Source organism: Scandinavium tedordense, assembly GCF_024764965.1.
Classification (GTDB): Bacteria; Pseudomonadota; Gammaproteobacteria; order Enterobacterales; family Enterobacteriaceae; genus Scandinavium; species Scandinavium tedordense.
Genome location: NZ_JALIGG010000047.1, coordinates 42,895 through 68,513, shown reverse-complemented (window position 1 = coordinate 68,513; position 25,619 = coordinate 42,895). Strand labels below are relative to the sequence as shown.

Here is a 25,619-nt window from a genome sequence, read left to right as displayed (position 1 = left end):
TCTCTATCCGGTATCTTCATTCACTATGGCAGGAAATAAACCCTTCAACAAACAACAGACTGAGCCACGTGACCGCGATCCAATGGTCTCCGGGCTGAAAGTACCCCCGCACTCGATTGAAGCGGAACAGTCGGTGTTGGGTGGTTTAATGCTGGATAACCAGCGCTGGGATGACGTTGCCGAACGCGTCGTAGCAGAAGATTTTTATACCCGTCCGCATCGCCATATTTTTACCGAAATGGCGCGTTTGCAGGAAAAAGGCAGCCCGATTGACCTGATTACGCTCGCGGAATCGCTTGAGCGGGAAGGGCAGCTGGACACCTGCGGCGGCTTCGCCTATCTGGCCGAACTGTCAAAAAACACGCCAAGTGCGGCGAACATCAGCGCTTATGCTGATATTGTGCGCGAACGCGCAGTCGTACGGGACATGATCTCGGTGGCGAATGAAATCGCCGAAGCCGGTTTTGACCCTCAGGGCCGCACCAGCGAAGACCTGCTGGATTTGGCGGAAAGCCGGGTGTTCAAAATCGCGGAAAGCCGCGCCAATAAAGACGAAGGCCCGAAAAATATCGCTGAAGTGCTCGACGCCACCGTGGCGCGAATTGAGCAGCTTTTCCAGCAGCCGCACGACGGCGTCACGGGCGTGAACACCGGTTATGACGATCTGAATAAAAAGACCGCCGGGTTACAGCCGTCGGATTTGATTATCGTCGCGGCGCGTCCGTCGATGGGTAAAACGACATTTGCGATGAATCTCGTCGAAAATGCGGCGATGTTGCAGGATAAGCCAGTACTTATCTTCAGTCTCGAAATGCCCTCCGAACAGATTATGATGCGTTGCCTGGCGTCGCTGTCGCGCGTCGACCAGACCCGCATCCGTACCGGCCAGCTTGATGATGAAGACTGGGCGCGCATTTCAGGCACCATGGGCATTTTGCTCGAAAAACGGAATATCTACATTGATGATTCCTCCGGCCTGACGCCGACGGAAGTGCGCTCCCGCGCACGCCGTATCGCTCGCGAACATGGCGGCATTGGCCTGATCATGATCGACTACCTGCAGCTGATGCGCGTACCGTCGCTGTCGGACAACCGTACCCTGGAAATTGCCGAAATTTCACGCTCTCTCAAGGCGTTAGCGAAAGAGCTTCATGTGCCGGTGGTGGCCCTGTCGCAGCTTAACCGTTCCCTGGAGCAGCGTGCAGATAAGCGTCCGGTTAACTCCGACTTGCGTGAATCCGGCTCCATCGAGCAGGATGCCGACTTAATCATGTTTATCTACCGTGATGAGGTTTATCACGAGAACAGTGACCTGAAAGGTATCGCCGAAATCATTCTGGGTAAACAGCGTAACGGCCCGATCGGCACTGTACGCCTGACCTTCAACGGACAATGGTCGCGTTTTGATAATTATGCGGGCCCGCAATACGACGACGAATAAATCTCCGTCATCCTTCGCGCTGCTGGTGCGTTGACTGTACTCGCTCGCCCAGGTCGCTTAGTTGACTAAGCTCCCGGGGACTCGCGGGCTTGTCGCCTGCCCGCAACACGAATGATTTAGGAGATTCGCTAATTAAGGAATTCACATGCAAGCGGCAACTGTAGTCATTAACCGCCGCGCTCTGCGACACAATCTGCAACGCCTGCGCGAACTGGCTCCCGCCAGTAAGCTCGTTGCGGTCGTGAAAGCGAACGCTTACGGACACGGTCTTCTGGAGACCGCGCGAACGCTCCCTGACGTCGATGCCTTTGGCGTCGCCCGCCTGGAAGAAGCCGTGCATCTGCGAGAGGGCGGCATTACGCAGCCGGTTTTGCTGCTGGAAGGTTTTTTCAATGCCCACGATCTGCCGCTGATTTCCGCTCAGGGTTTCCACACTGTGGTGCACAATCCCGAACAGCTAGAAGCGCTGGAGCAGGCTGATTTGCCTGAGCAGGTCACCGTCTGGATGAAGCTGGATACCGGTATGCACCGCCTGGGCGTGCGCCCGGAAGAAGCAAATGCGTTTTATCAACGCCTGAGCCAGTGCAAAAATGTGCGCCAGCCAGTGAATGTTGTCAGCCACTTTGCCCGTGCGGACGAGCCAGATTGCGGCGCGACCGAACAGCAGCTCGATATTTTTCTGACCTTCACCGAAGGTAAACCGGGGCAGCGTTCAATTGCCGCATCCGGTGGGATTCTGCTGTGGCCACAGTCGCATTTTGACTGGGTGCGTCCGGGGATCATCCTGTACGGTGTATCGCCACTCGAGAATAAACCCTGGGCCGACGATTTTGGCTTCAAACCGGTGATGTCGCTGACTTCTAACCTGATTGCCGTGCGCGAGCACAAAGCGGGTGAACCGGTGGGCTACGGCGGTACCTGGTCGAGCGAGCGCGACACCCGGCTCGGTGTCATCGCCATGGGCTACGGGGACGGTTATCCGCGCGCCGCGCCGTCTGGCACACCCGTACTGGTGAATGGCCGGGAGGTAACGATTGTTGGTCGCGTGGCGATGGACATGATTTGCGTCGATTTGGGGCCGGAATCCACCGATAAAGCGGGTGATTCGGTCATTTTGTGGGGCGAAGGACTGCCGGTTGAACGCATTGCTGAAATAACAAAAGTGAGTGCTTACGAACTTATCACGCGCCTGACTTCGCGGGTTGCGATGAAATACCTCGACTGAAATGTCTGATATCACCCTCTTCGTTACGGAGAGGGTGAACGCCTCTGTTTGCTTTCCCTTAACATCCCCTCGATCTTCCTTCGCATCCGGTTTATTGTGTTTATCCCTGCCCTGTATGACATCTGGAGAATCATCGCGTGTTTCAGAACGTTGACGCCTACGCTGGCGATCCCATCCTTTCGCTGATGGAAAAATTCAAAGACGATCCCCGTAGTGACAAAGTGAATCTCAGCATCGGCCTTTATTACAACGAAGATGGGATTATCCCGCAATTACAAGCCGTTGCCGAAGCCGAAGCGCAGCTGAATGCGCAGCCGCACGGTGCGTCGGTATACTTGCCGATGGAAGGGTTAAACGCTTATCGCAACGGGATTGCGCCGCTGCTGTTTGGGGCTGAGCATCCGGTGCTGCAACAAAAGCGCGTGGCGACCATCCAGACGCTTGGCGGTTCGGGGGCGCTGAAAGTCGGGGCCGATTTCCTGAAAAACTACTTCCCGGGTTCAAACGTGTGGGTCAGTGACCCGACCTGGGAAAACCACATCGCCATATTTGAAGGCGCTGGATTCGAAGTAAGTACTTACCCTTGGTTTGATAAACAGACTAACGGCGTGCGTTTCGAGGCGCTGCTGGAAAAACTGAATACGCTGCCAGAAAAGGACATCGTGCTGCTGCATCCGTGCTGCCACAACCCAACCGGGGCTGATCTCACCAACGCCCAGTGGGATGCGGTAACGGAAGTGCTGAAAGCGCGCAACCTGATCCCGTTCCTCGACATCGCCTATCAGGGCTTTGGTGCAGGCATGGAAGAAGATGCGTACGCTATCCGCACCATTGCGAGCGCCGGTCTGCCAGTACTGGTCAGCAACTCATTCTCCAAAATCTTCTCGCTGTACGGCGAGCGCGTTGGCGGCTTGTCGGTGGTTTGTGAAGACAGCGAAACCGCAGGGCGCGTGCTGGGCCAGTTGAAAGCGACTGTGCGCCGTAACTACTCCAGCCCACCGAATTTCGGTGCGCAGGTGGTGTCGGCTGTGCTGAACAGTGCTGCGCTGAAAGCCTCGTGGCTGGCCGAAGTTGAAGCCATGCGTACCCGCATCCTGGAGATGCGTCAGGCGCTGGTAAACGTCCTGAAGCAGGCGATGCCGGACGGTAATTTTGACTACCTGCTGCAACAGCGCGGCATGTTCAGCTATACAGGCCTGAGCGCCGCTCAGGTTGAGCGTTTGCGCGAAGAGTTTGGCGTGTACCTGATTGCCAGCGGTCGCATGTGCGTGGCAGGCCTTAATTCCCGAAACGTGCAGCGTGTGGCGCAGGCGTTTTCTGCTGTAATGTAAGTACTCGCTTACTTTTGGCTCTCTCGTCGTCGCGGGAGAGCCAAATGACACTCTATTGGGTGCGTTTTTTAGTGAGTGTGATCATCACCTTTTTCTATGACATTCCTTCCAGATATTCCTTTCCTTCATTACTTTTCGCGGTTATGGTCAGAATGCTTTTTTGACTTCCCATTTACCTTTTAGTGATAATAGTCTGATTTTTAGGGATAAATATGCGCAAGGTTTCATTAGCGCTCAGCGCTATCTGCTTGTTGTTTACGATAAACAGCACCGTGGTTGACGCTCATGCGTCGTCGCCATCTCCGCTCTATATTGGTACAAATGTCGCGAAGCTCGCCGAACAGGCGCCGATCCACTGGGTATCTGTGGCGCAGATTGAAAATAGTCTGCTGGGCCGGGCACCCATGTCCGTCGGATTTGATATTGATGATACCGTGCTGTTCTCAAGCCCAGGCTTCTGGCGCGGTAAAAAGACCTTTTCTCCAGACAGTGAAGACTACCTGAAGAACCCGGAATTCTGGGAAAAGATGAACAACGGCTGGGATGATTTCAGCATTCCGAAAGAAGTGGCGCGTGCGTTGATTGCCATGCACGTCAAACGCGGCGACAGCATCTGGTTTGTTACTGGTCGCAGCCAGACCAAGACCGAAACCGTCAGCAAAACGTTGCAGGATGATTTCCTGATCCCGGCCGCCAACATGAACCCGGTTATTTTTGCTGGTGACAAAGCCGGACAAAACACCAAGGTTCAGTGGCTGAAAGAGAAAAATATCAAAGTCTTTTACGGTGATTCCGACAATGATATTACCGCCGCCCATGACATTGGCGCGCGTGGCATCCGCGTATTACGGGCTTCAAACTCCACCTACAAACCGCTGCCAAACGCCGGGGCGTACGGGGAAGAAGTCATCGTCAACTCCGAATACTGACAGCAAAAAAAACGGTGGCTCCCAGAGGTTGCCGTTTTTTTAATCAGAACCGTTTCCACTTTCCGCCGACTTGTTGCACACTAAGAAAAGACTCATTTCGCGTTCCTTCAGGGGGAATAAAGATGACCATTTCGGAGTTGCTGCAATATTGCATGAACAAGCCAGGCGCGGAACAGAGCGTTCATAGCGACTGGAAGGCCACGCAGATTAAAGTGTCTGATGTGTTGTTCGCGATGGTGAAAGAGGTGGAAGGCCGTCCGGTGACGTCGCTCAAAACCAGTCCGGAGCTGGCAGATTTATTGCGTCAGCAGCACAGCGATGTGCGCCCCAGCCAGCATCTGAATAAAGCACACTGGAGCACGGTGTATCTCGACGGTTCACTGCCGGATTCGCAAATTTACTATCTGGTAGATGCCTCTTATCAGCAGGCGATGGGGATGCTGCCGGACGAAACCCGACAGCAGCTTTATGCTTTGCCCTCCAGGCCGTAGCGGCGCTGACCACCCCTGTTCACCCCAGTCTCTTAGTTAGCTAAGCTCCTGGGATTCACAGGGTTGTCATCTGGCTACAACCCGGATATCTCGCCTAAAGAAATCAGAGAGTTAGAGCATTGGTTTGAGGAAGCGCGCGGTATGCGAGGTTTCGCACTCTGCGACCGTTTCCGGCGTACCGGAGACGAGAATTTCCCCGCCGCCGCTGCCGCCTTCCGGGCCGAGATCGACAATCCAGTCCGCCGTTTTAATCACGTCCAGATTATGCTCGATAACCACGATAGTATTGCCCTGATCGCGCAGCTTATGCAGCACGTCCAGCAGCTGCTGGATGTCGGCAAAATGCAGACCTGTGGTCGGTTCATCGAGGATATACAGCGTCTGCCCGGTGCCGCGTTTGGACAATTCACGTGCTAACTTCACGCGCTGGGCTTCACCACCTGAGAGCGTGGTCGCCGACTGGCCGAGACGAATGTATGTCAGGCCCACGTCCATCAGCGTTTGCAGTTTACGCGCCAGTGCCGGAACGGCATCAAAGAACTCACGTGCTTCTTCGATGGTCATATCCAGCACTTCGTGGATGGTCTTGCCTTTGTACTTAATCTCGAGCGTTTCGCGGTTATAGCGCTTGCCTTTACACTGGTCGCACGGCACGTAGATATCCGGCAGGAAGTGCATTTCCACCTTGATAACGCCATCGCCCTGGCACGCTTCGCAGCGGCCGCCGCGTACGTTAAAGCTGAAACGCCCCGGCGTATAACCACGCGCACGCGATTCTGGCACGCCCGCGAACAGTTCACGCACTGGCGTAAAGATGCCGGTGTATGTCGCCGGGTTAGAGCGCGGCGTACGGCCAATCGGGCTCTGGTCGATATCGATAACCTTATCGAAATGCTCGAGGCCCGTGACATCGCGATACGGCGCGGGCTCCGCGATGGTTGCGCCGTTGAGCTGGCGCTGCGCAATCGGGAACAGCGTGTCGTTAATCAGCGTTGATTTACCGGAGCCGGATACGCCCGTCACGCAGGTGAAGAGGCCAACCGGCACCGTCAGCGTGACGTCTTTCAGGTTGTTGCCACTAGCGCCGGTAAGCTTCAGTACCTTTGATGGGTCGGCAGGAACGCGATCTTTCGGCACGGCAATTTTGCGTTGACCGCTCATGTACTGGCCGGTCAACGATTCTGGTACCGCCATAATGTCTTCCAGCGTACCTTCCGCCACGACTTCGCCGCCGTGCACACCGGCACCAGGGCCGATATCAATCACATGGTCAGCCGCGCGGATCGCGTCTTCGTCATGCTCTACCACAATCACTGTGTTACCGAGATTGCGCAGATGGACCAGCGTGCCGAGCAGGCGTTCGTTATCGCGCTGATGCAGGCCGATTGACGGTTCATCCAGCACGTACATCACGCCGACAAGACCGGCGCCAATCTGGCTTGCCAGACGGATACGCTGGGCTTCGCCGCCGGAGAGCGTGTCCGCCGAGCGGGAAAGCGTCAGGTAGTTCAGGCCGACGTTGACCAGGAACTTCAGGCGATCGCCAATCTCTTTCAGTACTTTTTCAGCAATTTGAGCACGTTGTCCGGACAGCTTCATGTTAGTGAAGAAGTCTAAAGCATGGCCGATACTCATGTCGGAAATGGTTGGCAGCGGGGTGTTTTCAACAAACACGTGGCGCGCTTCGCGGTTCAGACGGGTACCGTTACAGCTGGTGCACGGACGGTTGCTGATGAATTTCGCCAGTTCCTCGCGCACCGCGTTAGATTCGGTCTCTTTGTAGCGACGCTCCATATTATGCAGCACGCCTTCGAACGGATGGCGGCGCACGGATGTGTCGCCCCGGTCGTTCATATATTTGAACTCAATCGACTCTTTGCCTGAACCGTACAGCACCACTTTGTGCACATTGGCGTTCAGGCTGCCCCACGGAGCTTCGATATCGAATTCATAATGCTCCGCCAGCGAGCGCAGCATCTGGAAATAGTAGAAATTACGGCGATCCCAACCACGGATTGCGCCCCCGGCAAGGGAAAGCTCCGGGTTCTGGATGATGCGGTCCGGGTCGAAATACTGCTGCACGCCCAAGCCGTCACAGGTCGGGCAGGCTCCGGCCGGGTTGTTGAACGAGAACAGACGCGGTTCGAGTTCACGCATGCTGTAGCCGCAAATCGGACAGGCAAAGTTGGCGGAGAACAGCAGTTCATCGGCTTTCGGATCGTCCATATCTGAGACGATCGCTGTCCCGCCGGAGAGATCCAGCGCGGTTTCAAACGATTCGGCCAGGCGTTGGGTCAGATCTTCACGCACCTTGAAGCGGTCAATCACGACTTCGATGGTGTGCTTCTTCTGCAGCTCAAGCTTTGGGGGATCGGACAGGTCGCAAACCTCGCCGTCAATGCGAGCGCGGATATAACCCTGACTCGCCAGGTTTTCCAGCGTTTTGGTGTGCTCGCCTTTACGCTCTTTAATCACCGGCGCCAGCAGCATCAGGCGCTTGCCTTCAGGCTGTGACAGCACGTTATCGACCATCTGGCTGACGGTCTGCGCTGCCAATGGCACATCGTGATCCGGGCAGCGCGGTTCGCCAACGCGGGCAAACAGCAAACGCAGATAATCGTGGATTTCAGTGATGGTCCCGACGGTCGAACGCGGGTTGTGAGACGTTGACTTCTGCTCGATGGAAATCGCGGGCGATAGCCCTTCGATGTGGTCAACGTCAGGTTTTTCCATCAATGACAGGAACTGACGTGCATAGGCGGAGAGTGACTCAACGTAGCGCCGCTGGCCTTCGGCATACAGCGTATCGAACGCCAGCGAAGATTTACCTGACCCAGAAAGCCCAGTCACGACAATAAGTTTGTCGCGAGGGATGACGAGGTTGATGTTTTTGAGATTATGGGTGCGGGCGCCCCGAACTTCGATCTTATCCATTCACCTTTCCCGGTAGAGACTCGGAATGCCTGGTTTGTTAGAAGGACAAACGGCGGAAACGGCTAATTATGACACAGATTGACCTGAATGAATATACAGTACTGGAAACGTGCTTCAGCGCTTCGCTGCAACGACAATTGTCCACAACGGAATCCTGGAATACGGCTCGCAAACTATCAAATCGGCACTTTGTAATGCTACAATCCCCCGTTTACACTATTAAGAAATGTTTTCAGGAGACACGATCATGGCCAGCAGAGGCGTAAACAAGGTGATTCTCGTCGGTAATCTGGGTCAGGACCCGGAAGTACGCTACATGCCGAGTGGTGGTGCAGTTGCCAACATTACGCTGGCTACTTCTGAATCCTGGCGTGATAAAGCGACCGGCGAAATGAAAGAGCAGACTGAATGGCACCGCGTAGTGCTGTTCGGCAAACTGGCAGAAGTGGCCGGTGAATATCTGCGTAAAGGTTCTCAGGTCTACATCGAAGGCCAGCTGCGTACCCGCAAATGGACCGATCAGGCCGGTGCTGAAAAATACACCACTGAAGTGGTTGTTAACGTAGGCGGCACCATGCAAATGCTCGGTGGCCGTCAGGGCGGCGGCGCACCAGCAGGTGGTGGTCAGCAGCAGGGTGGAAGCTGGGGTCAACCACAGCAGCCACAGGGCGGTGGTAATCAGTTCAGCGGCGGCGCGCAGTCTCGTCCGCAGCAGCAGCCAGCAGCAGCACCGGCTCCATCTAACGAACCGCCGATGGATTTCGACGACGATATCCCGTTCTAACGTATATTGTCTGACAGAAACGTCACGCATTAAAAAAGCGCTTCCCGTAAAAGGAGGCGCTTTTTTTATTCTGCGAACTCATGCGGAGTCGCTGAAATCAGGTCATCATCATTGGCCATTCTGGCGGGGTCTGGCTCATGACTTCCATCATCACGTCTTTGATATTGTTCCAGACCAGCGTCAGGTCGAGCAGGGTAATCCCCAGTAAACCCGTGGCGAACCAACAGGAGGCCGCAACGCCAAAGAGGCTGCAAATAACCGCCAGCCCGGCATAATCGGATTTACGGAACTGAATTTTTAACGTGCTCGCCAGAAACATCAACACAGCGCTCGTGAGTGGCCAGCGGAGGAGAACAACGCCGGTGGTGACAGACATCATGAAACGTACCCTCTGAAAACGGAGCCAAGGATAGCGCGGCGTTGCTCATCAGGGGCATCACACTCTGGCTATCGACAGGCTTCGACCAATGTAATGAAACACTGTTTTGTGTTTCATGAGATTGTGTGAACTATATCACATTCGCTGTTTTATTCGCCACTGGTATGGTGAAATTTTACATACAGAGAATCGCGGTATCAGGACGACACATTGATTTGAAGAATATATTCTTTGCGGTATTGGGTGGGGATTTCAGATATTTCAGTGAGATAGAAAATCGATACGATAGTTTAGTACTTATACAATATTTACATTATAAATTACTTGGCCTATGCTTTCGGACAAATAAATTTACTTGCGATCAATTAATCATCTATTGATTTTATTGACTATTTTAGTATTTGTAATTTTTTTAAGACAACACAGTGTGTTTTGTTACTTAGAACGTACACCTTCATGATTAACCTGTGCTTAATCATGTAAATCAGTATCTGATTCATTCATTGCGGGTTTTTTTCCTCAACGAACCTGTGATTGAAAAAATGAAAAAAGAGCGATTACACACAGCAATTAACGATGCAGAACTCTGCCTGCATCGTCTGGCCAAGCTGATGCCCGGTTTGTCCGCACATCGCACGTTGACCGATGTCTTGCAGCTCATTCATGGGGTGTTTGACGCGCGGCTTTCCTGGATAATGCTGGAAAGCGAGGACGTGCAGCATATAGAAGTGCTGGGTGACCCGCTGTATGCCGAGGAAAGCGCCCGACACTTACTCGCGGCGCTACACCTGCAACAGGCGCCCTGGCGAGTGAAGTGTTGGCATCGGGATGTGGGGCGGTTGCTTTATCCGGACGCGCATCCGCTGGCGCAGGAATTACAGTGTGGCGTGCTGTGCCGAATATTCCCGCTACAGGACGATGTCCGGGCTTTTCTTTTTCTCGCGTTCGACCAGCCTTTATTGGCGCCAGGTGTATTACGCAGCGTAGCGCTGATAATCGCGGAAAAATTACATGACGCGATGACCGAATTAATAACCCGCGAGCGCACCGCCGTTGAATTGAAAAATATCGTTAATCAATATCGAATTCTTTTCGATCGCGCGCCGGTATTAATGAATTCCTTTGATAAACATAATCGCTGCATATTATGGAACGGAGAATGTGAACGGGTATTCGGCTGGACGCTGGATGAAATAAATCGTCAGCCGGACCCGCTGGCGCTGTTTTATCCCGATCCTGAAGTGCGTCGCGGGGTGCGTGAGTCGGTGAACTACTCTCCTACGCTTGAGATGCATGAATGGTATCCGCGCCGACGTGACGGGGAGGTGCTGGCCACGCTGTGGTCAAATATCATGTTACCCGACGGTGAAATAATGAATATCGGGGTGGATATCACCGAGCGTAAACGCGCGGAAAATCTGCTGGCCTTTCAGGCCACTACCGACGCACTGACCTGCTGCTATAACCGGCTGGCAATCCTCGACCATTTACAGCAAAGCCTCGATAATTGTCATTCAGAACAAAATGATACGCATTTTGTAATGGTCATGATTGATCTCGACTACTTCAAACAAATTAACGACCGCTGGGGGCATGTGGCAGGTGATGATGCGCTGGTCTACTTCTGTCAGCGGGTCCGTGAACAGTGCGAGGGTCAGACAAGGCTGGGACGATTAGGCGGGGAAGAGTTTCTGCTCCTGCTCCCGTTTGCTGAAACCGGCGAAGCGGTTGCGTTTACCGAGCGGCTGCGGGCGCAACTATGCTCTGTGCCTTTTGCGGTCGGCGATGTCTCAGTGGTGATGTCCTTTAGTGCAGGCGTGATGGGGGTCCGTGAAAATAATACCGAACGCGCGGTGCTATTAACGCTGGTCGATAACGCACTTTATGATGCCAAACGCACCGGACGCGGCAAAACGGTGGTGACTTCATTGATATCTTAACTCTACAACGGGCAGCAATTTTTATGCTGCCTGCTATTGTTATTAGATTTTACTTAATTCTATTGCGTCTGTCTTTTAAACAACATGATCAACGGTTGCTTAATAAATAGCAGGCTTAATAAAAACGTTGGCACAACTTTTAGTTTGCCTTACGGACAAATATTATCGTCATCATCAAATATTCGATTTTTGAATGTAAAAGACGGTTGCTAATGTTGAATGATTCATGCAACTTTATCACCTGTCATAAAGCATCCAGCCTGAGCGTCAGGCACATTAAATGCAGGGATATCAGGCTGAATATGAATCAGAGTGCGCGAAGCAACGTGCAGAGGGGCTTGGGGGTGATCATCGTCGTGCTCTTGCCGATGATGCTTGCGCTTTGGTTTTCGCACCTCAGAGCCGAGTCTGAAACCCACAGCCAGCTGACTACATTCGCCCATATAGCGCTGAATAAAACAGAACTGGTTATTCACCAAGCCGATTTGGCCAGAGATGCAGCCGAACATTACACCGGCGCACTTTGCTCGCCAGAACATCAGAAGCAGATGTTAAATATCGTTCGCGGGCGCCTGTACGTTGAAGATTTAATTTACGCCCATGGCGATCAGTTTGTCTGCTCCACGTCGGTGCATCCAGGTAAAGCCTGGTTGATGCCAGAGCCTAATTATCGCCGCAAGCCTGATATTTCTATTTATTATTATCGCGATACTCCGTTTTACCCCGGCTATAACATGACGTATATGCAGCGCGGGAATTATGTTGCGGTGATTAACCCGCTCTCCTATGGTGAAATCGTGACGGACGACGACAGCCTCGCGTTTGGCGCTTACGACACTAAAACCAATACCTTCTTTTCGGTTAGCGAAAATGCCAGTCTGAATACATTAAAAACACTTATTCATCACAGCGCGTCTGCGTTTCAACATGATGGTCGTTTTTATACCATCGCGCTTTCTGAACGTCGGCCGATTGCTATTATTATTTCGTCATCGGATGCGCGTTATTTCCAAAATTTCCGCCATCAGGCGATGCTGACCCTGCCGCTGGGATTCATTTGCAGCATTCTTATCCTGATAGCCTGGGCCCGCAGCCGTCAGCGATTTAATTCACCGAAGCGCTTGTTACAGCGGGCGCTGAATAAGCAACAGCTGCGTCTGCACTATCAGCCGATTATTGATATCAAAAATAATCAATGCGTTGGAGCCGAAGCGCTGCTGCGCTGGCCGGGATTTGACGGCCCGGTGATGAGCCCGGCTGAATTTATTCCGTTGGCGGAAAAAGAAGGTTTAATTGAGCAGGTGACGGATTACGTAGTGGAAACGGTGTTTGCCGATTTAGGTGATTTTCTACAGCACCACCCGCAGTTGTATGTTTCCATTAACCTGTCGGCGTCTGATTTCCACTCTTTACGTCTGATTGGGATGATTTCTGACAAAGCCCAACAATATCGGGTTCGAGCCCAGCAAATCAAAATTGAGGTGACGGAACGCGGGTTTATTGACGTACCCAAAACGACGCCAGTTATACAGGCGTTTCGTCAGGCGGGCTATGAAGTGGCTATTGATGATTTCGGCACCGGCTATTCCAATCTGCACAACCTCTATTCGCTGAACGTCGATATCCTGAAAATCGATAAATCGTTCGTCGACACGCTCACCACCAACAGCACCAGTCATTTGATTGCAGAACACATCATTGAAATGGCGCAAAGCCTGCGGCTGAAGATCATCGCTGAAGGCGTCGAAACCGCCGAGCAGGTCAACTGGCTTCTTAAGCGTGGGGTACAGTTCTGTCAGGGCTGGCATTTTGCGAAAGCCATGCCGTCGCAAGAGTTTGTTGAATGGCAGCAAGGCTCAATGCAGTGGGCGAGTCATCAGGTATCTCACGCCGAGATTTGATGGCGGTAGTCAGTCGGGGTACGGTCGAACTCCCGGCGGAAGACGCGCGAAAAGGTCTGCTGCGACACGTAACCCAAATCCATCGCAATATCAAAAATCGGACGCTGCGTAGTGCGCAGTGCTTCTGCCGCCATTAGCAACCGCCGCTGGCGAATGTATTCACCCAACGTCTGGTGCATCACTGCGCGAAACATCCGCTGTAAATACCATTTTGAATAACCCGATTTTCTGGCGACCACGTCAATGTTAAGTGGTTGATCAATATGTTCATCAATCCATTCAATCAGCGTTTCTATGATGTCGTGATGGGACATAAACAGCCTCTCTTTCACAATTTCGGTTCGTCGATTCGTCTGCGGGCGAGTATAATTCCTCAAGTTAACTTGAGGTAAAGTGCTTTATGGAAAAGAGATCTCCTCGTATTAAAACGCTACTGACGCCGGGCGAAGTGGCAAGGCGTAGTGGCGTGGCCGTATCGGCGCTACATTTCTATGAAAGCAAAGGATTAATAGAGAGTACGCGTAATGATGGCAACCAGCGTCGATATCGTCGCGATGTGCTGCGCTATGTGGCGATTATCAAGATTGCCCAGCGAATAGGCATTCCGCTCTCGACCATCAGCGATGCGTTGGGCGTGCTGCCAGAAGGGCATAACCTGAGCCCCAAGGCATGGAAACAGCTGTCGTCACAGTGGCGCGAAGAGCTGGATAATCGTATCCACACGCTGGTCGCTTTGCGCGATCAGCTTGATGGCTGCATCGGCTGCGGCTGCCTGTCGCATCGTGACTGTCCGCTACGTAACCCGGGCGATATGCTCGGCGAGAAGGGGCCTGGCGCACACTTCCCGGACGATAACGATTAAAAAACTAAAGCGCCACAATTGGGCGCTTTAGTTGTTTTCCGGTCTTTGTCTTTCTCTCTATCCCGTTGGTTCACAGGAGGGTTTCCCCCGACATCAGCACGCCTCATTGGATCAAAAGTGGTTGGAGGTTCCGGTTTGTACTGACACTTTAATTGTAAGTCGCAACTCGAGTTTCGCCAGCGGGAATGACGATTATTTCGCCAAAATTTTTCGCGCCTTTCACCACAGTTCCTATAGTTATTTTGAACAACTCACAGGAGACCGCCATGCTGACGGTGCATCATCTTAATTTGTCGCGTTCCCAGCGCGTGCTTTGGGCCTTAGAAGAACTGGAATTGCCCTACCAGATAGTGCGCTATCAGCGCGAGCCGACGATGCTGGCGCCTGAGGCGTTGAAAAAAGTGCATCCGCTAGGTAAATCACCGGTGCTGGAGGATGACGGTCTGATCCTCGCCGAGTCGGGCGCAATTCTGGAATATTTACAGGAGACGCACGATCCCGGACAAACGCTAAAACCCCTGAACCCGCAGGACCGTATTCAGTACCGTTTCTGGCTGCATTACGCCGAGGGCTCACTGATGCCGTTCCTGTTAATGAAACTGGTGTTTGCTAACCTCGGTAAACCGCCGGTGCCAATGGGTCTGCGAACGGTGGGAAAACTGCTGGGGCAGGGCGTGCAAAAGGGATATCTCAATAAACAGCTGGCAACTCATGCGGCGTTTATTGAAGCGCACCTGGCGCAAAACACCTGGTTTGCCGGGGAGCAGCTCACTATGGCCGATATTCAGATGAGCTATCCGGCGATGGCATTAATGGCGCGTGGAGGACAGGGAGCACTGCCGAATCTGACGGCGTGGACAAAACGCGTTGAAAACCGTCCTGCCTGGCAGAGAGCCATTCAACAGGGCGGCCCACTTGATTTTCCCGGCAGCTGATTCATCATCACAAAAACCGATGACCCGGCGAAATGAAAACAAACGTTCGCAAAAATGTTAGCAGATTGCGCATGGACGATAACGTTTGCGCACACGTTGTCTATTTCTTCGCCGTCATAAGGGAAAATTAGTGAAATGGCATAAACATCAGTTGAAAAGGGCAGTATAAAAGCCAGATAATCGTTTGCCTTTTTTTACCGATGTTTTTTGGGTCGCTTTTTGTTGGCTGTTTTTGCTCACCCCGGTCACATAGTTATCTATGCTCCTGGGGATTCGCGCAATTGCCGCCGCAATGCAACCCGAAATCCATGCGGTAAAAATCTGTTCCGCCGTGAAGGACAGGAGCAGGTTACATTGCACACCGTTTTTGTTTGCGTGAAGCTAATCGTTTGCTTTTTTTGCGACCCCCCTTCGTCGCGATATCGCACAGGGAAAAGTACATGGCATCTGAATGATGTTGTGTATAACGCTTGGCTGGCAGTGGATTGTCCATCACGCGGACGGACGAATGATAAAAATTCTCAGGGGATGTTTTCTATGTCTACGCCTTCAGCGCGTACCGGCGGTTTGGACGCCTGGTTCAAAATTTCAGCTCGTGGCAGCACCGTACGCCAGGAGATCCTTGCCGGTTTAACCACCTTCCTGGCAATGGTGTACTCCGTTATCGTCGTACCGGGTATGCTCGGTAAAGCGGGCTTCCCACCGGCGGCCGTTTTCGTGGCGACCTGTCTGGTGGCGGGTGTCGGTTCTCTGGTCATGGGCCTGTGGGCGAACTTGCCGCTGGCGATTGGCTGCGCCATCTCGCTGACCGCGTTTACCGCTTTTAGCCTGGTGCTTGGTCAGCAGATCAGCATTCCTGTGGCGCTGGGTGCGGTATTCCTGATGGGTGTACTGTTCACCATCATTTCCGCCACCGGCATTCGTAGCTGGATCCTGCGCAACCTGCCGCAGGGTGTTGCGCATGGCACCGGCATTGGTATCGGTCTGTTCCTGCTGCTGATCGCAGCGAACGGCGTTGGTCTGGTTATCAAAAACCCGCTGGACGGCCTGCCAGTGACTCTCGGTCACTTCGCAAGCTTCCCTGTTATCATGTCGCTGATTGGCCTGGCGGTGATTATCGGTCTGGAAAAGCTGAAGGTGCCGGGCGGCATTCTGCTGACTATCGTTGGTGTGTCCGTTGTCGGGCTGATTTTCGATCCGACCGTGCATTTCTCCGGTATCTTCGCCATGCCTTCTCTCAGCGACGAGCACGGGAATTCGCTCATTGGCAGCCTCGATATCATGGGCGCGCTGAATCCGGTTGTTCTGCCAAGCGTGCTGGCGTTGGTGATGACTGCGGTGTTTGACGCCACGGGCACCATCCGCGCAGTCGCCGGTCAGGCAAACCTGCTGGATAAAGATGGGCAGATCATCAACGGCGGCAAAGCGCTGACCACTGACTCCCTGAGCAGCGTATTCTCTAGTCTGGTGGGTGCTGCGCCTGCAGCGGTTTACATCGAATCTGCAGCCGGTACTGCCGCTGGCGGTAAAACTGGCCTGACAGCCATCACCGTCGGCGTATTGTTCCTGCTGATCCTGTTCCTGGCCCCGCTCTCTTATCTGGTGCCTGCCTACGCAACTGCCCCGGCGCTGATGTACGTTGGCCTGCTGATGCTGAGCAACGTAGCGAAAATCGACTTCGGTGATTTTGTCGACGCGATGGCTGGGCTTATCACTGCGGTGCTCATCGTCCTGACTTGTAACATCGTGACCGGCATCATGATTGGTTTCGCCACGCTGGTGATTGGCCGCATCGTATCGGGTGAGTGGCGTAAGCTCAATATCGGTACCGTGGTTATCGCCCTGGCACTGGTGGCCTTCTATGCGGGTGGCTGGGCGATTTAAGCCAGGTCAGCGCAGTAAAAAACGGGTGGCGTTTGCCGCCCGTTTTGTTTTTTAGGGCACATCCTGCCGTTCTTTGCGATAAGCTTGAGAGCGTATTATATGAGGTTCAGTAATAAGACATCGCAAACAGGGATAGCATGGAAATTTTCTTCACAATACTGATCATGACCCTTGTGGTCTCCCTTTCCGGGGTCATCACCCGCGTCCTCCCTTTTCAGGTTCCACTGCCGCTGATGCAGATTGGTATCGGCGCGATGCTTGCGTGGCCGACGTTCGGCTTACACGTCGAGTTTGATCCGGAACTGTTCCTCGTTTTGTTCATTCCGCCGCTGCTGTTTGCTGACGGCTGGAAGACGCCCACGCGTGAATTTCTTGAACATGGGCGAGAGATTTTTGGTCTTGCGCTGGCGTTAGTATTGATAACGGTGGTCGGCATTGGCTTCCTGATTTATTGGGTGGTACCCGGTATTCCGCTGATCCCGTCGTTTGCGCTGGCGGCTGTGCTGTCGCCAACCGATGCCGTGGCACTGTCCGGTATTGTTGGTGAAGGGCGCATCCCGAAAAAAATCATGGGCATCTTGCAGGGCGAGGCATTGATGAATGATGCGTCCGGCCTGGTGTCACTCAAATTCGCCGTTGCGGTGGTGATGGGCACGATGGTGTTCACCGTCGGTGGGGCCGCGCTTGAGTTTGTCAAAGTGGCGACCGGCGGCATCCTGGCCGGGTTTATTGTCAGCTGGTCGTACGGTCGTTCGCTGCGTTTCCTCAGCCGCTGGGGTGGTGATGAGCCAGCGACACAAATTGTGCTGTTGTTCCTGTTGCCCTTCGCGTCTTACCTGATTGCCGAACACATCGGCGTATCGGGCATTCTGGCAGCCGTTGCCGCCGGGATGACCATCACCCGTTCCGGCGTGATGCGTACTGCGCCGCTGGCCATGCGTCTGCGTGCCAACAGTACCTGGGCAATGCTGGAGTTTGTGTTTAACGGCATGGTATTCCTGCTGTTGGGCCTGCAGTTGCCAGGAATACTCGAAACCTCGCTGGTGGCCGCAGAAGCCGATCCAAACGTCGAGACCTGGATGCTGTTCGCCGATGTTCTACTGATTTATGCCGCGCTGATGCTGGTGCGTTTTGGCTGGTTGTGGACCATGCAGCGCTTCAGCCTGCGCTTCCTGAAAAAGAAACCGATGGAGTTTGGGAGCTGGAGTACGCGCGAGTTACTGATTGCCTCATTTGCAGGCGTGCGTGGGGCGATCACCCTTGCAGGTGTGTTGTCTATTCCGCTGTTACTGCCCGACGGCAATGTCTTTCCGGCTCGCTATGAACTGGTATTCCTCTCAGCGGGCGTTATTTTGTTCTCGCTGTTTGTGGGTGTAGTGATGCTGCCAACATTGCTGCAGCATATTGAGATCCCAGACCATTCCCAGCAGCATAAAGAGGAGCGTCTGGCCCGCGCGGCAACGGCTGATGTTGCGATTGTCGCGATCCAGAAAATGGAAGAGCGCCTGGCGGCAGACACCAAAGAGAATATCGATAACCAACTGCTCACTGAGGTGAGTTCACGCGTGATCGGTAACCTGCGGCGTCGGGCGGACGGGCGAAAAGATGTGGAAACCACGATGCTGGAAGAGAGTCTTGAGCGCCGTTTTCGACTGGCGGCGCTGCGCTCCGAGCGTGGTGAGCTTTACCATCTGCGCGCTACCCGGCAAATCAGTAATGAAACGCTGCAAAAGCTCCTGCACGATCTCGATTTGCTGGAAGCGCTGCTGATTGAAGACCAATAATATTCTGTTCACTCACCGGTGAACGGTTGTTGATAGCAAAACGCCTGAATTGATATCAGGCGTTTTTGTTTTCGATCTCGTGAAAACCAGGGAGAGAGGCAGGCCAAAGAGTGGCAGACCTTCTGCTACATCGGTTGGGTATTGATATCCATATTACATTTGAAGAATAAAATGTAATCTTTGCAGTGAACCGTTGCGGTGCTGGTGACCATGACACTTTTTTGCGTTGGACTCACTGGAATAGCGACCGATTTCGAAGTGCCAATATTGACGCAGCCTTGTAATAACAGTGAGGCAATCGCTAATGTCATATAACCGAGCTTTCTCATTACAAGCCTCTCAAAATTTCACTGCGTTTAACGTTATATTCTCTTGAACTGATCAGTTCCTGTGATTTTAATTTATCCAGTTCTTCAAGCCGTGAGGTTGTCGTCTCTGTTACAACCGAGGGGGTGGTTGCCAGAGCCACGGTTTGTGTTGAGGTGTCCATCCCGCCGACAGGCATCATCTCGAGGTTTACTTTACAGGAGATGATAAAGAAAATGTCTTTGCAACGGGCGGTTGCATTGCTATTAATGACGATATGGTCGAGACCCGGTTGTGGCGTAACTTGAATTGTCTTTGTGGTTGAAACCGTTGCACACCCTGCCAGCGCAATCGGTAATAATAATAGTAATAAATAGCGCATGTAATCCTCATTTAAACTGTATACCCATCAAGCAAAATGAATGACAGGGCTTACAAGAAAGCAGGGAAACAGACAGTAAGGATCAATAAAATAAGCTTCGATTATCGACCGTTATTATTTGCGTAAGAAAAGTCTTACTGCTGCAAATGGTGTCACGAAGGATAATTAATCCTCATAATGGCTTTTTGATCTCCATCACACTTTTTGCCGATAATCAGTGCCGGAACGGGCGTCATGGAGAAAACGACAGCCCTAACTCACTTTGCGGGACGATGGGCCAAAACATAAAAACCGCCTTCATGGAAGGCGGTTTAAAGAGGAGAGGGGTCCTTGGTATCGTTATTGTAGATCGACGTTTTTACTGCCAAAGAACCAGGTTAATACGAAACCTGCAAGATACGAAATCAGGATCCCCGCCACGTAGACTGCCATCCCGGCGAAAATACCCTGTGCAGAGGTCATCAGTGGAATCGACACCAGGCCAGACGGGCCGAAGACGGTGTTCAGGCCCACGGGCAGACCCAGCCACGCAATCAGACCAATGAAGAAGCCACCCACCGCACCGCCGAGACAGGCCGTCACGAACGGTTTCAGGCGGGGCAGCGTCACGCCGTAAATCAACGGTTCGCCAATCCCCAACAGGCCTGGGAAGATGGCGCCTTTAATCTGGGTGCGTAACAGCGAGCCGTGTTTGGCGCGGAAGTACAGCGCCAGTGACGCACCAACCTGTCCGGCACCGGCCATCGCCAGAATCGGGAACAGGGAGTTGAAGCCCTGAGCGTCCATCAGCGCAAAATACACAGGCACAAAGCCCTGATGAATGCCGAACACAACGGCTATCAGGAACAGACCGGCCAACAGTGCGGTGCCAAATGGGTTGCCGTTCAGGTGAAGGAACAACCACGACATGCCTTTAAACAGCTCGCCGCCAATCGGCATAATCACCGTGAAAGTGATGGCTCCGGTAATCAGCAGTGTAATGGCTGATGTCAGGATCATATCCAGTGAATCATGAATAAAGCGTCGCACCTGGCGCTCAATCCACGCCCCGAGAATACAGGCCAGCAGAACGCCAATAATGTTGCCGCGAGGGTCGATAACCAGCCCGAAAAAGTCCTGCATTCCCGCGTAATAGCCGACGGTGCCTTCCGGCACATAGCGCAAGATGAACAGAGAAGCGATGATGGCTCCGTTCACGCCCGAGCCACCAAACGCTTTTTGGGTATTGAAACCGATAAGAATGCTGAGGAAGGTGAACAGGCCGATGCTGAACACCTTCATGTAGGCCGTCATGTCCACGAGCCAGGTCGCCGGTGATGCGCTGTCGTTGATGAAAATTTGCTGCAACAGCGTCGCGATACCGAGCAACAGGCCCGCAGCGATAAAGCCTGGAATTAGCGGCGTAAAGATGGTGGCAAACTTGGTCAAAAAGTTATGTACCGCGCTGTTCTGCTTGCCTTTCATCTTCGCTTTATTCTGACTGGCCTGGTTTTTCAGGTCGGCGACTGACGCTGGTACAGCGGTTTCAGCCCCCTCTGATTTCAGCAGGTCATTCATCATTTCGCTGGCAGTTTGCGCTTTACCCGGCCCGAGGATAATTTGCAGTTGGTCGTCGCCGTTAATAACGCCGAGGACGCCGGGCACCGCTTTGAGCTGTGCGATATCGGCGGCATCACGGTCGACCAGCGTCAGGCGCAGGCGCGTCATGCAGTTGCCACACACACTGATGTTCGTCGGTCCTCCCGTCAGTCGCAGAAGTTGCTCGATCATCGAGCCGGTTATCTTCGCCATAATTACTTGCTCCCGATGCCCTGTAGGGCGCTGCGAATGAAGCCGTTGTTGTTGTTTAGCATCGCGCTGGCATCGGCGGCGCTGACGCCCGCCAGAACCATCACAATGGCGGTTTTACAATGACGATCGCAGGCGTTCAGCGCAGCTTCCGCCGTCGCCGGATCGCATTCGGTCGCCTGTACCACGATGTTCACCTGGCGCTGCAGCAGCTTGGCATTGGTGGCTTCCACATCGACCATCAGGTTGCCGAACACTTTGCCGGAACGGATCATCGCCCCGGTAGTGAGCATATTGAGTACCAGTTTCTGGGCGGTGCCCGCTTTCATGCGTGAAGAGCCGGTAACGACTTCCGGGCCGACCATAGGTTCGATGGCGATGTCGGCAATCTTGCCAATTTCACTGCCACGGTTGCAGGCGATAGCCCCGACGGTCGCACCCACGCTGCGTGCGTAGTTCAGGGCGCCAATCACATAGGGTGTGCGCCCACTGGCCGCAATGCCGATGACCACGTCGCGTTCGTTCAGGGCCAAATCACGCAGATCCTGCTCGCCCATGTGTGGGCTGTCTTCGGCGTTTTCGACCGCCTGCAAAATGGCGGTTTTACCGCCCGCAATCAGGCCAACCACCCTTTCGCGTGGCGTGCCGTAGGTAGGCGGGCATTCGCTTGCGTCCAGAATACCGAGGCGACCCGAGGTGCCCGCGCCGCAGTAAATCAGGCGTCCGCCGCAGGCAAAAGCTTGCGTAATTGCATCGACGGCCTTGGCGATGGCAGGCAGCTGTTCTTCAACCGCCAACGCGACCTTTTGGTCTTCTGCATTAATGACTTTCAGCATCTCCAGCGTCGACAGGGTGTCAATGTTCTCACTTGCCTGGTTGCGGCTCTCTGTAGCCAGTGCGGATAAATCAATTTTCATAACGACCTCGATGAATTGCGTTCTCTATAATTTGGAATAATATATTCCAGTTATTGATGTAAGAAGTAATATTTTATCCCAGATCCTAATCTGTGATCGGACGCAGTCTGCACCGGCAAATGAGCGATAGGGAAAGGGCAAAAACATGCAGGCGGAGTGTAACTAGTCTTCCGGCAGCCAAAATCCTTCGCAGCACTGGAGCCAGGCCTGGGCGCTATGCGAAAGGTAGGTGCCTTCGCGCCAGATCATGCCCAATTGCCAGTGCAGCTTGCTGTCGAGCGGGATCCAGCGCAGGGTGTTTTTATCGAGCCGCTGGCAAATCGGTTCCGGTAAAATTGCCACACCAACGCCCGCCTGCACCATCGCCGCCAGAAAATCCCACTGGCCGCTGCGAACGGCAATGCGCGGTTTCACGTCATGGCATAGTGTAATGTATGTATGTGTATTACTCGCCCCAAAATCCTTTGGAATGGATGGCTTGGCACATGGCAGGATCTCGGGCAAAGTAAGCAAATGACTTAGTATTTGGCAAATCACATAATGTATAATTTGATAAGTTGATTACGATCCAAAATATCACTGTGCAAGCTATCCCTAGAGCCAATGAGGCAACTGCAATCACTGATGTGATAAAATGCAATGAAACTGGGAATTGAAGTATTTTACTTCCTTTGTGGAATAAAGCAGCGCAGAAAAAAATCATCACTATTAAAAATAGTGGCAATCCGGAAATACACATTATTGCTGCCTTGCTGTATTCAATTATATCGCCCCATGCCAAAATTGATTTAAATTGCCTCATGGGGAATCCACAAATAATTACGTAGAAAAATGAGGAGAAAAAAAATAGAGCGAAAATACATATGAGTTTTGTTTTTATTAGTTCAAGGTTTATCATGACACTTCCATTTTTTTAGTATCTTAATAAAGAGTTGGAATGCAGGCTATCAAACATATTCTTACGCAGCTCAATGTAACCTCTGTACCGAAGTTCATGCCTGATGTTATTTTTCAGGGCTTGAGATAACTCAAGATTATCATCAGTAATATTTAGTCCAATATTTAATCCAATACCGACGAAAACTAAGATTGTGGTAGTAAATACTATCGGAAGACTGATTAATGTCAGGAGCCCAGCGGCAACACCAATCACTACACTCGAAACCAAAATTTTCACCACATCCATACTGACATCAACCAGGAAATCAGTCAGATGGTAATCCGATTTAAAAATAAGCTCGATCGCCCGCCAGGCAAGTGAGGCATAAATACAGTATTTCGTGCCGATAGTTATGCTGTTTTTGATGCCGATTCTGCCGATCGCCATTTCGAGCATCTGTGGGTTACTTGACGCATAACGGGTACCAGTCAGAATGCGTCGCAGACCAGGGTACCCAGTGATTTTAATATAGGATTTACCGCCGACTTTGTACTCAATGGCCCGTACCTTAAGGATATTTAAATTAAACACCAGCTGCTGAGCCGGGTTGTACCAGGTGGTCAGCTTCGAGAGGTTACGAAAGGCATTCAGACCATCTTTCATATTGCCTGGTGCTGCAGTGTAGGAGAAAAATCTATCGATGCCACCCATGAGGTCGTCCACAACCTGCTCGGCTTCTTCAAGAGTGAGAAGCAGGATGGCGTGACTTTTGACGATAGGGCCGCCATTCATGAAATCCATATCGCGCTGAAGGGGATTCATTGAGGTCCAGACGTTTTCGCCTGACAGTGCGTCTGCCTGAAACTCGCTGAAGTCGCCATTACGTAAAAACATGTTATTCCTTATCTACAATACTCATTATTGCCATTTCATCCGTTAGAAAATCCTGTCTTCCCACAGGCTGTAAGCACTGGTACTGGCCATACAATGTTTCCAGCTTATCGATTCATAGATAAATGAAATTCGTTCCTGTGCTTCATTCCCATTTTCAATAATATTGTGGGGAACGATGGTTTCTATATGAGATATATGTGCCTTGATAAGTTTTATTTTGTAATAAGCCTCCTGTAGCCCCAATGGATTGACCCTGTAGAGGTAAATTTCACACTCCAGTTGTTCATTATCATTTATGGCTTTATTTAACAGAGGTGATGAACGGTCAATGGGTTTAATAATTTGCATTTCGTGGTGGTTAACGTTTTGCTGCCTTTCAGTTTTATGATTAAGACCATAAATCATGATCTGATCTAGATGGCTGACCTGAGATTTATTGCCGATGGAGTTTCTTGAACCACAATTTACCGATATGCGGCCTTGTAAATTCCCCGTGAGGGTCATCCATGATAAGTGTGACATATTAGTCCTTGAGAAACATTCGCCTGATTTATTATATCGATAAATATAATATAGAGGTGGCATCTTTAAATTTGTCGTATCAATCTCATTATTTTAATTTTCTTGTCTCAAGTACAATAAATACGTGGAGGTGAGGGAATTATTTGGCTAAAGCAGAGAATTCGTCAAACGTTCTGCCGTTTATTACATCAGAACAGTTTGACGACAATGGAACTAGTTTTCTGGCAGCCAAAATCCTTCGCAGCACTGGAGCCAGGCCTGGGCGCTATGCGAAAGGTAGGTGCCTTCGCGCCAGATCATGCCCAATTGCCAGTGCAGCTTGCTGTCGAGCGGGATCCAGCGCAGGGTATTTTTGTCGAGCCGCTGGCAAATCGGTTCCGGTAAAATTGCCACACCAACGCCCGCCTGCACCATCGCCGCCAGAAAATCCCACTGGCCGCTGCGAACGGCAATGCGCGGTTTCACGTCGTGCTCGGCAAATAAGGTCATCAATTGGCGGCTGAGCGCAAAATCTTCGTTATAAATCAGCAGTGGATGCGCGGCTAACTGTTCCGGACTAATGGAATCAACGTGTAGCCATTCGCCAGATTTCGGCACCAGCACGCACAGCGGATGGCTGAACAACGGCATCGTCGACAGGCCGCTTTCTTCATCCACGGGCAGGGCAGTCATCGCCACATCCAGCTCGCCGTTTATCACTGCCTGTTGCACTGTCAGGCCACCGAATTCGGCAATTTTGAGTTCCACCCCGGGGTAGCGCTGGCGAAACAAGCTGATTGGGCCGGCCATTAACATGCCAACCATTGGAGGAATTCCGAGACGGAGTAGCCCTTTTTGCAGGTGATTGATATCACTCAGTTCCGCTTCCAACTGGCGGAATTCGGCCAGGATCGCCAGGCCACGCTCAAACACCACGCGTCCGGTATCGGTCAGCAGCAGCTTGCGCCCGTCGCGGATGAGCAGCGTACAGTTAAGGTCATCTTCTAAATTTTTCAACATCTTACTGATGGTAGGTTGTGTGACAAACAGCTTCTCTGCCGCACGGGTAAAGCTCTGTTGCCGGACCACTTCAACGAAATAGCGCAGCGTTCTTATGTCCATGATTATTCC

Annotated in this window: 22 protein-coding genes and 1 pseudogene; 12 read left to right on the top strand and 11 right to left on the bottom strand. The window is 52.3% G+C overall.

The features are described from left to right. Positions 1 to 25: 25 nt before the first annotated feature. The 5 genes from dnaB (at position 26) to MUU46_RS02485 (ending at position 5,417) form a co-directional block, all read left to right on the top strand. Positions 26 to 1,441: a replicative DNA helicase gene (dnaB, locus tag MUU46_RS02505; RefSeq protein WP_110511038.1), complete on the top strand. Its 1,416-nt coding sequence runs from the start codon at positions 26 to 28 to the stop codon at positions 1,439 to 1,441. A 145-nt stretch (positions 1,442 to 1,586) separates the two neighbouring features. After that, positions 1,587 to 2,666: an alanine racemase gene (gene alr, locus MUU46_RS02500; RefSeq protein ID WP_258964678.1), complete on the top strand. Its 1,080-nt coding sequence runs from the start codon at positions 1,587 to 1,589 to the stop codon at positions 2,664 to 2,666. 137 nt (positions 2,667 to 2,803) lie between these two features. Next, positions 2,804 to 3,997: an aromatic amino acid transaminase gene (tyrB, locus tag MUU46_RS02495; protein ID WP_258964677.1), complete on the top strand. Its 1,194-nt coding sequence runs from the start codon at positions 2,804 to 2,806 to the stop codon at positions 3,995 to 3,997. 212 nt (positions 3,998 to 4,209) lie between these two features. After that, positions 4,210 to 4,926 carry an acid phosphatase AphA gene (gene aphA / locus MUU46_RS02490; protein ID WP_258964676.1) on the top strand — a complete coding sequence of 239 codons (717 nt, stop codon included), beginning with the start codon at positions 4,210 to 4,212 and terminating at the stop codon, positions 4,924 to 4,926. A gap of 122 nt (positions 4,927 to 5,048) precedes the next feature. Next, positions 5,049 to 5,417 carry an MmcQ/YjbR family DNA-binding protein gene (locus tag MUU46_RS02485; protein ID WP_159759773.1) on the top strand — a complete coding sequence of 123 codons (369 nt, stop codon included), beginning with the start codon at positions 5,049 to 5,051 and terminating at the stop codon, positions 5,415 to 5,417. 111 nt (positions 5,418 to 5,528) lie between these two features. Here MUU46_RS02485 and uvrA read toward each other — a convergent pair whose 3' ends face one another. Continuing rightward, positions 5,529 to 8,351: an excinuclease ABC subunit UvrA gene (gene uvrA / locus MUU46_RS02480; protein ID WP_159759771.1), complete on the bottom strand. Its 2,823-nt coding sequence runs from the start codon at positions 8,349 to 8,351 to the stop codon at positions 5,529 to 5,531. A 247-nt stretch (positions 8,352 to 8,598) separates the two neighbouring features. Between uvrA and ssb1 the strand changes: the two genes are divergently transcribed. Further along, on the top strand, positions 8,599 to 9,135 hold the full coding sequence (gene ssb1, locus MUU46_RS02475) for a single-stranded DNA-binding protein SSB1 (protein ID WP_159759769.1): 537 nt from the start codon (positions 8,599 to 8,601) through the stop codon (positions 9,133 to 9,135). A gap of 97 nt (positions 9,136 to 9,232) precedes the next feature. Here ssb1 and MUU46_RS02470 read toward each other — a convergent pair whose 3' ends face one another. Then, positions 9,233 to 9,514, bottom strand: a complete 282-nt coding sequence (locus MUU46_RS02470; protein WP_159759767.1) for a YjcB family protein — start codon at positions 9,512 to 9,514, stop codon at positions 9,233 to 9,235. 542 nt (positions 9,515 to 10,056) lie between these two features. Here MUU46_RS02470 and MUU46_RS02465 point away from each other — a divergent pair. Together MUU46_RS02465 and pdeC are read left to right on the top strand one after the other, a co-directional pair. Continuing rightward, the gene (locus MUU46_RS02465) at positions 10,057 to 11,454 is read left to right on the top strand and encodes a GGDEF domain-containing protein (protein ID WP_258964675.1); all 1,398 of its coding nucleotides are present in this window, start codon (positions 10,057 to 10,059) and stop codon (positions 11,452 to 11,454) included. Between the two features lie 302 nt (positions 11,455 to 11,756). Further along, positions 11,757 to 13,355, top strand: a complete 1,599-nt coding sequence (gene pdeC, locus MUU46_RS02460) for a cyclic di-3',5'-guanosine monophosphate phosphodiesterase PdeC (protein ID WP_258964674.1) — start codon at positions 11,757 to 11,759, stop codon at positions 13,353 to 13,355. On the opposite strand, the gene soxS is transcribed toward pdeC, so the two are convergent. Then, positions 13,340 to 13,669 (bottom strand): superoxide response transcriptional regulator SoxS, encoded by a 330-nt coding sequence (soxS, locus tag MUU46_RS02455; RefSeq protein ID WP_159759761.1) that lies wholly within the window; start codon positions 13,667 to 13,669, stop codon positions 13,340 to 13,342. The two genes, pdeC and soxS, sit on opposite strands and share 16 nt — an antisense overlap. 86 nt (positions 13,670 to 13,755) lie before the next feature. Here soxS and soxR point away from each other — a divergent pair, with 86 nt between their 5' ends. The 4 genes from soxR to MUU46_RS02435 all read left to right on the top strand — a co-directional run bounded on the left by soxR (position 13,756) and on the right by MUU46_RS02435 (position 18,820). Then, entirely contained in the window at positions 13,756 to 14,217 is a 462-nt protein-coding gene (gene soxR, locus MUU46_RS02450; protein WP_159759759.1) for a redox-sensitive transcriptional activator SoxR, read from the top strand. A gap of 266 nt (positions 14,218 to 14,483) precedes the next feature. Continuing rightward, positions 14,484 to 15,152, top strand: coding sequence for a glutathione S-transferase family protein (locus MUU46_RS02445; RefSeq protein WP_159759757.1), 669 nt, complete (start codon positions 14,484 to 14,486; stop codon positions 15,150 to 15,152). Between the two features lie 537 nt (positions 15,153 to 15,689). Continuing rightward, complete coding sequence (locus MUU46_RS02440) at positions 15,690 to 17,036, top strand: NCS2 family permease (protein ID WP_159759755.1); 1,347 nt, start codon at positions 15,690 to 15,692, stop codon at positions 17,034 to 17,036. A gap of 137 nt (positions 17,037 to 17,173) precedes the next feature. Next, positions 17,174 to 18,820, top strand: a complete 1,647-nt coding sequence (locus MUU46_RS02435; RefSeq protein WP_159759753.1) for a Na+/H+ antiporter — start codon at positions 17,174 to 17,176, stop codon at positions 18,818 to 18,820. 328 nt (positions 18,821 to 19,148) lie between these two features. Here MUU46_RS02435 and MUU46_RS02430 read toward each other — a convergent pair whose 3' ends face one another. The 8 genes and pseudogenes from MUU46_RS02430 to MUU46_RS02395 all read right to left on the bottom strand — a co-directional run bounded on the left by MUU46_RS02430 (position 19,149) and on the right by MUU46_RS02395 (position 25,610). Further along, a complete protein-coding gene (locus MUU46_RS02430; protein ID WP_258964673.1) occupies positions 19,149 to 19,508 on the bottom strand; it encodes a hypothetical protein in 360 nt (119 codons plus the stop codon). 339 nt (positions 19,509 to 19,847) lie between these two features. Beyond that, the gene (gene murP / locus MUU46_RS02425) at positions 19,848 to 21,299 is read right to left on the bottom strand and encodes a PTS N-acetylmuramic acid transporter subunit IIBC (RefSeq protein WP_258964672.1); all 1,452 of its coding nucleotides are present in this window, start codon (positions 21,297 to 21,299) and stop codon (positions 19,848 to 19,850) included. A gap of 2 nt (positions 21,300 to 21,301) precedes the next feature. Continuing rightward, positions 21,302 to 22,213, bottom strand: coding sequence for an N-acetylmuramic acid 6-phosphate etherase (murQ, locus tag MUU46_RS02420; RefSeq protein WP_258964671.1), 912 nt, complete (start codon positions 22,211 to 22,213; stop codon positions 21,302 to 21,304). 162 nt (positions 22,214 to 22,375) lie between these two features. Beyond that, a pseudogene (locus tag MUU46_RS02415) lies at positions 22,376 to 22,633 on the bottom strand (LysR substrate-binding domain-containing protein); the annotation flags it as partial. Between the two features lie 25 nt (positions 22,634 to 22,658). Beyond that, positions 22,659 to 23,111, bottom strand: a complete 453-nt coding sequence (locus tag MUU46_RS02410; RefSeq protein ID WP_258964694.1) for a DUF1240 domain-containing protein — start codon at positions 23,109 to 23,111, stop codon at positions 22,659 to 22,661. Positions 23,112 to 23,126: 15 nt separating this feature from the next. Further along, positions 23,127 to 23,987 (bottom strand): hypothetical protein, encoded by an 861-nt coding sequence (locus tag MUU46_RS02405; protein WP_258964670.1) that lies wholly within the window; start codon positions 23,985 to 23,987, stop codon positions 23,127 to 23,129. A gap of 42 nt (positions 23,988 to 24,029) precedes the next feature. Continuing rightward, positions 24,030 to 24,509 carry an Hcp family type VI secretion system effector gene (locus tag MUU46_RS02400; RefSeq protein ID WP_258964669.1) on the bottom strand — a complete coding sequence of 160 codons (480 nt, stop codon included), beginning with the start codon at positions 24,507 to 24,509 and terminating at the stop codon, positions 24,030 to 24,032. Positions 24,510 to 24,722: 213 nt separating this feature from the next. Further along, on the bottom strand, positions 24,723 to 25,610 hold the full coding sequence (locus tag MUU46_RS02395) for a LysR family transcriptional regulator (RefSeq protein ID WP_258964668.1): 888 nt from the start codon (positions 25,608 to 25,610) through the stop codon (positions 24,723 to 24,725). Positions 25,611 to 25,619 lie beyond the last annotated feature (9 nt).

Excerpts from the sequence above, each read along its gene's own strand:
- dnaB (WP_110511038.1), top strand. The coding sequence starts at position 26 with ATGGCAGGAAATAAACCCTTCAACAAACAACAGACTGAGCCACGTGAC.
- alr (WP_258964678.1), top strand. The coding sequence starts at position 1,587 with ATGCAAGCGGCAACTGTAGTCATTAACCGCCGCGCTCTGCGACACAAT.
- aphA (WP_258964676.1), top strand. The coding sequence starts at position 4,210 with ATGCGCAAGGTTTCATTAGCGCTCAGCGCTATCTGCTTGTTGTTTACG.
- MUU46_RS02485 (WP_159759773.1), top strand. The coding sequence starts at position 5,049 with ATGACCATTTCGGAGTTGCTGCAATATTGCATGAACAAGCCAGGCGCG.
- uvrA (WP_159759771.1), bottom strand. The coding sequence starts at position 8,351 with ATGGATAAGATCGAAGTTCGGGGCGCCCGCACCCATAATCTCAAAAAC.
- ssb1 (WP_159759769.1), top strand. The coding sequence starts at position 8,599 with ATGGCCAGCAGAGGCGTAAACAAGGTGATTCTCGTCGGTAATCTGGGT.
- MUU46_RS02470 (WP_159759767.1), bottom strand. The coding sequence starts at position 9,514 with ATGATGTCTGTCACCACCGGCGTTGTTCTCCTCCGCTGGCCACTCACG.
- MUU46_RS02465 (WP_258964675.1), top strand. The coding sequence starts at position 10,057 with ATGAAAAAAGAGCGATTACACACAGCAATTAACGATGCAGAACTCTGC.
- pdeC (WP_258964674.1), top strand. The coding sequence starts at position 11,757 with ATGAATCAGAGTGCGCGAAGCAACGTGCAGAGGGGCTTGGGGGTGATC.
- soxS (WP_159759761.1), bottom strand. The coding sequence starts at position 13,669 with ATGTCCCATCACGACATCATAGAAACGCTGATTGAATGGATTGATGAA.
- soxR (WP_159759759.1), top strand. The coding sequence starts at position 13,756 with ATGGAAAAGAGATCTCCTCGTATTAAAACGCTACTGACGCCGGGCGAA.
- MUU46_RS02445 (WP_159759757.1), top strand. The coding sequence starts at position 14,484 with ATGCTGACGGTGCATCATCTTAATTTGTCGCGTTCCCAGCGCGTGCTT.
- MUU46_RS02440 (WP_159759755.1), top strand. The coding sequence starts at position 15,690 with ATGTCTACGCCTTCAGCGCGTACCGGCGGTTTGGACGCCTGGTTCAAA.
- MUU46_RS02435 (WP_159759753.1), top strand. The coding sequence starts at position 17,174 with ATGGAAATTTTCTTCACAATACTGATCATGACCCTTGTGGTCTCCCTT.
- MUU46_RS02430 (WP_258964673.1), bottom strand. The coding sequence starts at position 19,508 with ATGCGCTATTTATTACTATTATTATTACCGATTGCGCTGGCAGGGTGT.
- murP (WP_258964672.1), bottom strand. The coding sequence starts at position 21,299 with ATGGCGAAGATAACCGGCTCGATGATCGAGCAACTTCTGCGACTGACG.
- murQ (WP_258964671.1), bottom strand. The coding sequence starts at position 22,213 with ATGAAAATTGATTTATCCGCACTGGCTACAGAGAGCCGCAACCAGGCA.
- MUU46_RS02410 (WP_258964694.1), bottom strand. The coding sequence starts at position 23,111 with ATGATAAACCTTGAACTAATAAAAACAAAACTCATATGTATTTTCGCT.
- MUU46_RS02405 (WP_258964670.1), bottom strand. The coding sequence starts at position 23,987 with ATGTTTTTACGTAATGGCGACTTCAGCGAGTTTCAGGCAGACGCACTG.
- MUU46_RS02400 (WP_258964669.1), bottom strand. The coding sequence starts at position 24,509 with ATGTCACACTTATCATGGATGACCCTCACGGGGAATTTACAAGGCCGC.
- MUU46_RS02395 (WP_258964668.1), bottom strand. The coding sequence starts at position 25,610 with ATGGACATAAGAACGCTGCGCTATTTCGTTGAAGTGGTCCGGCAACAG.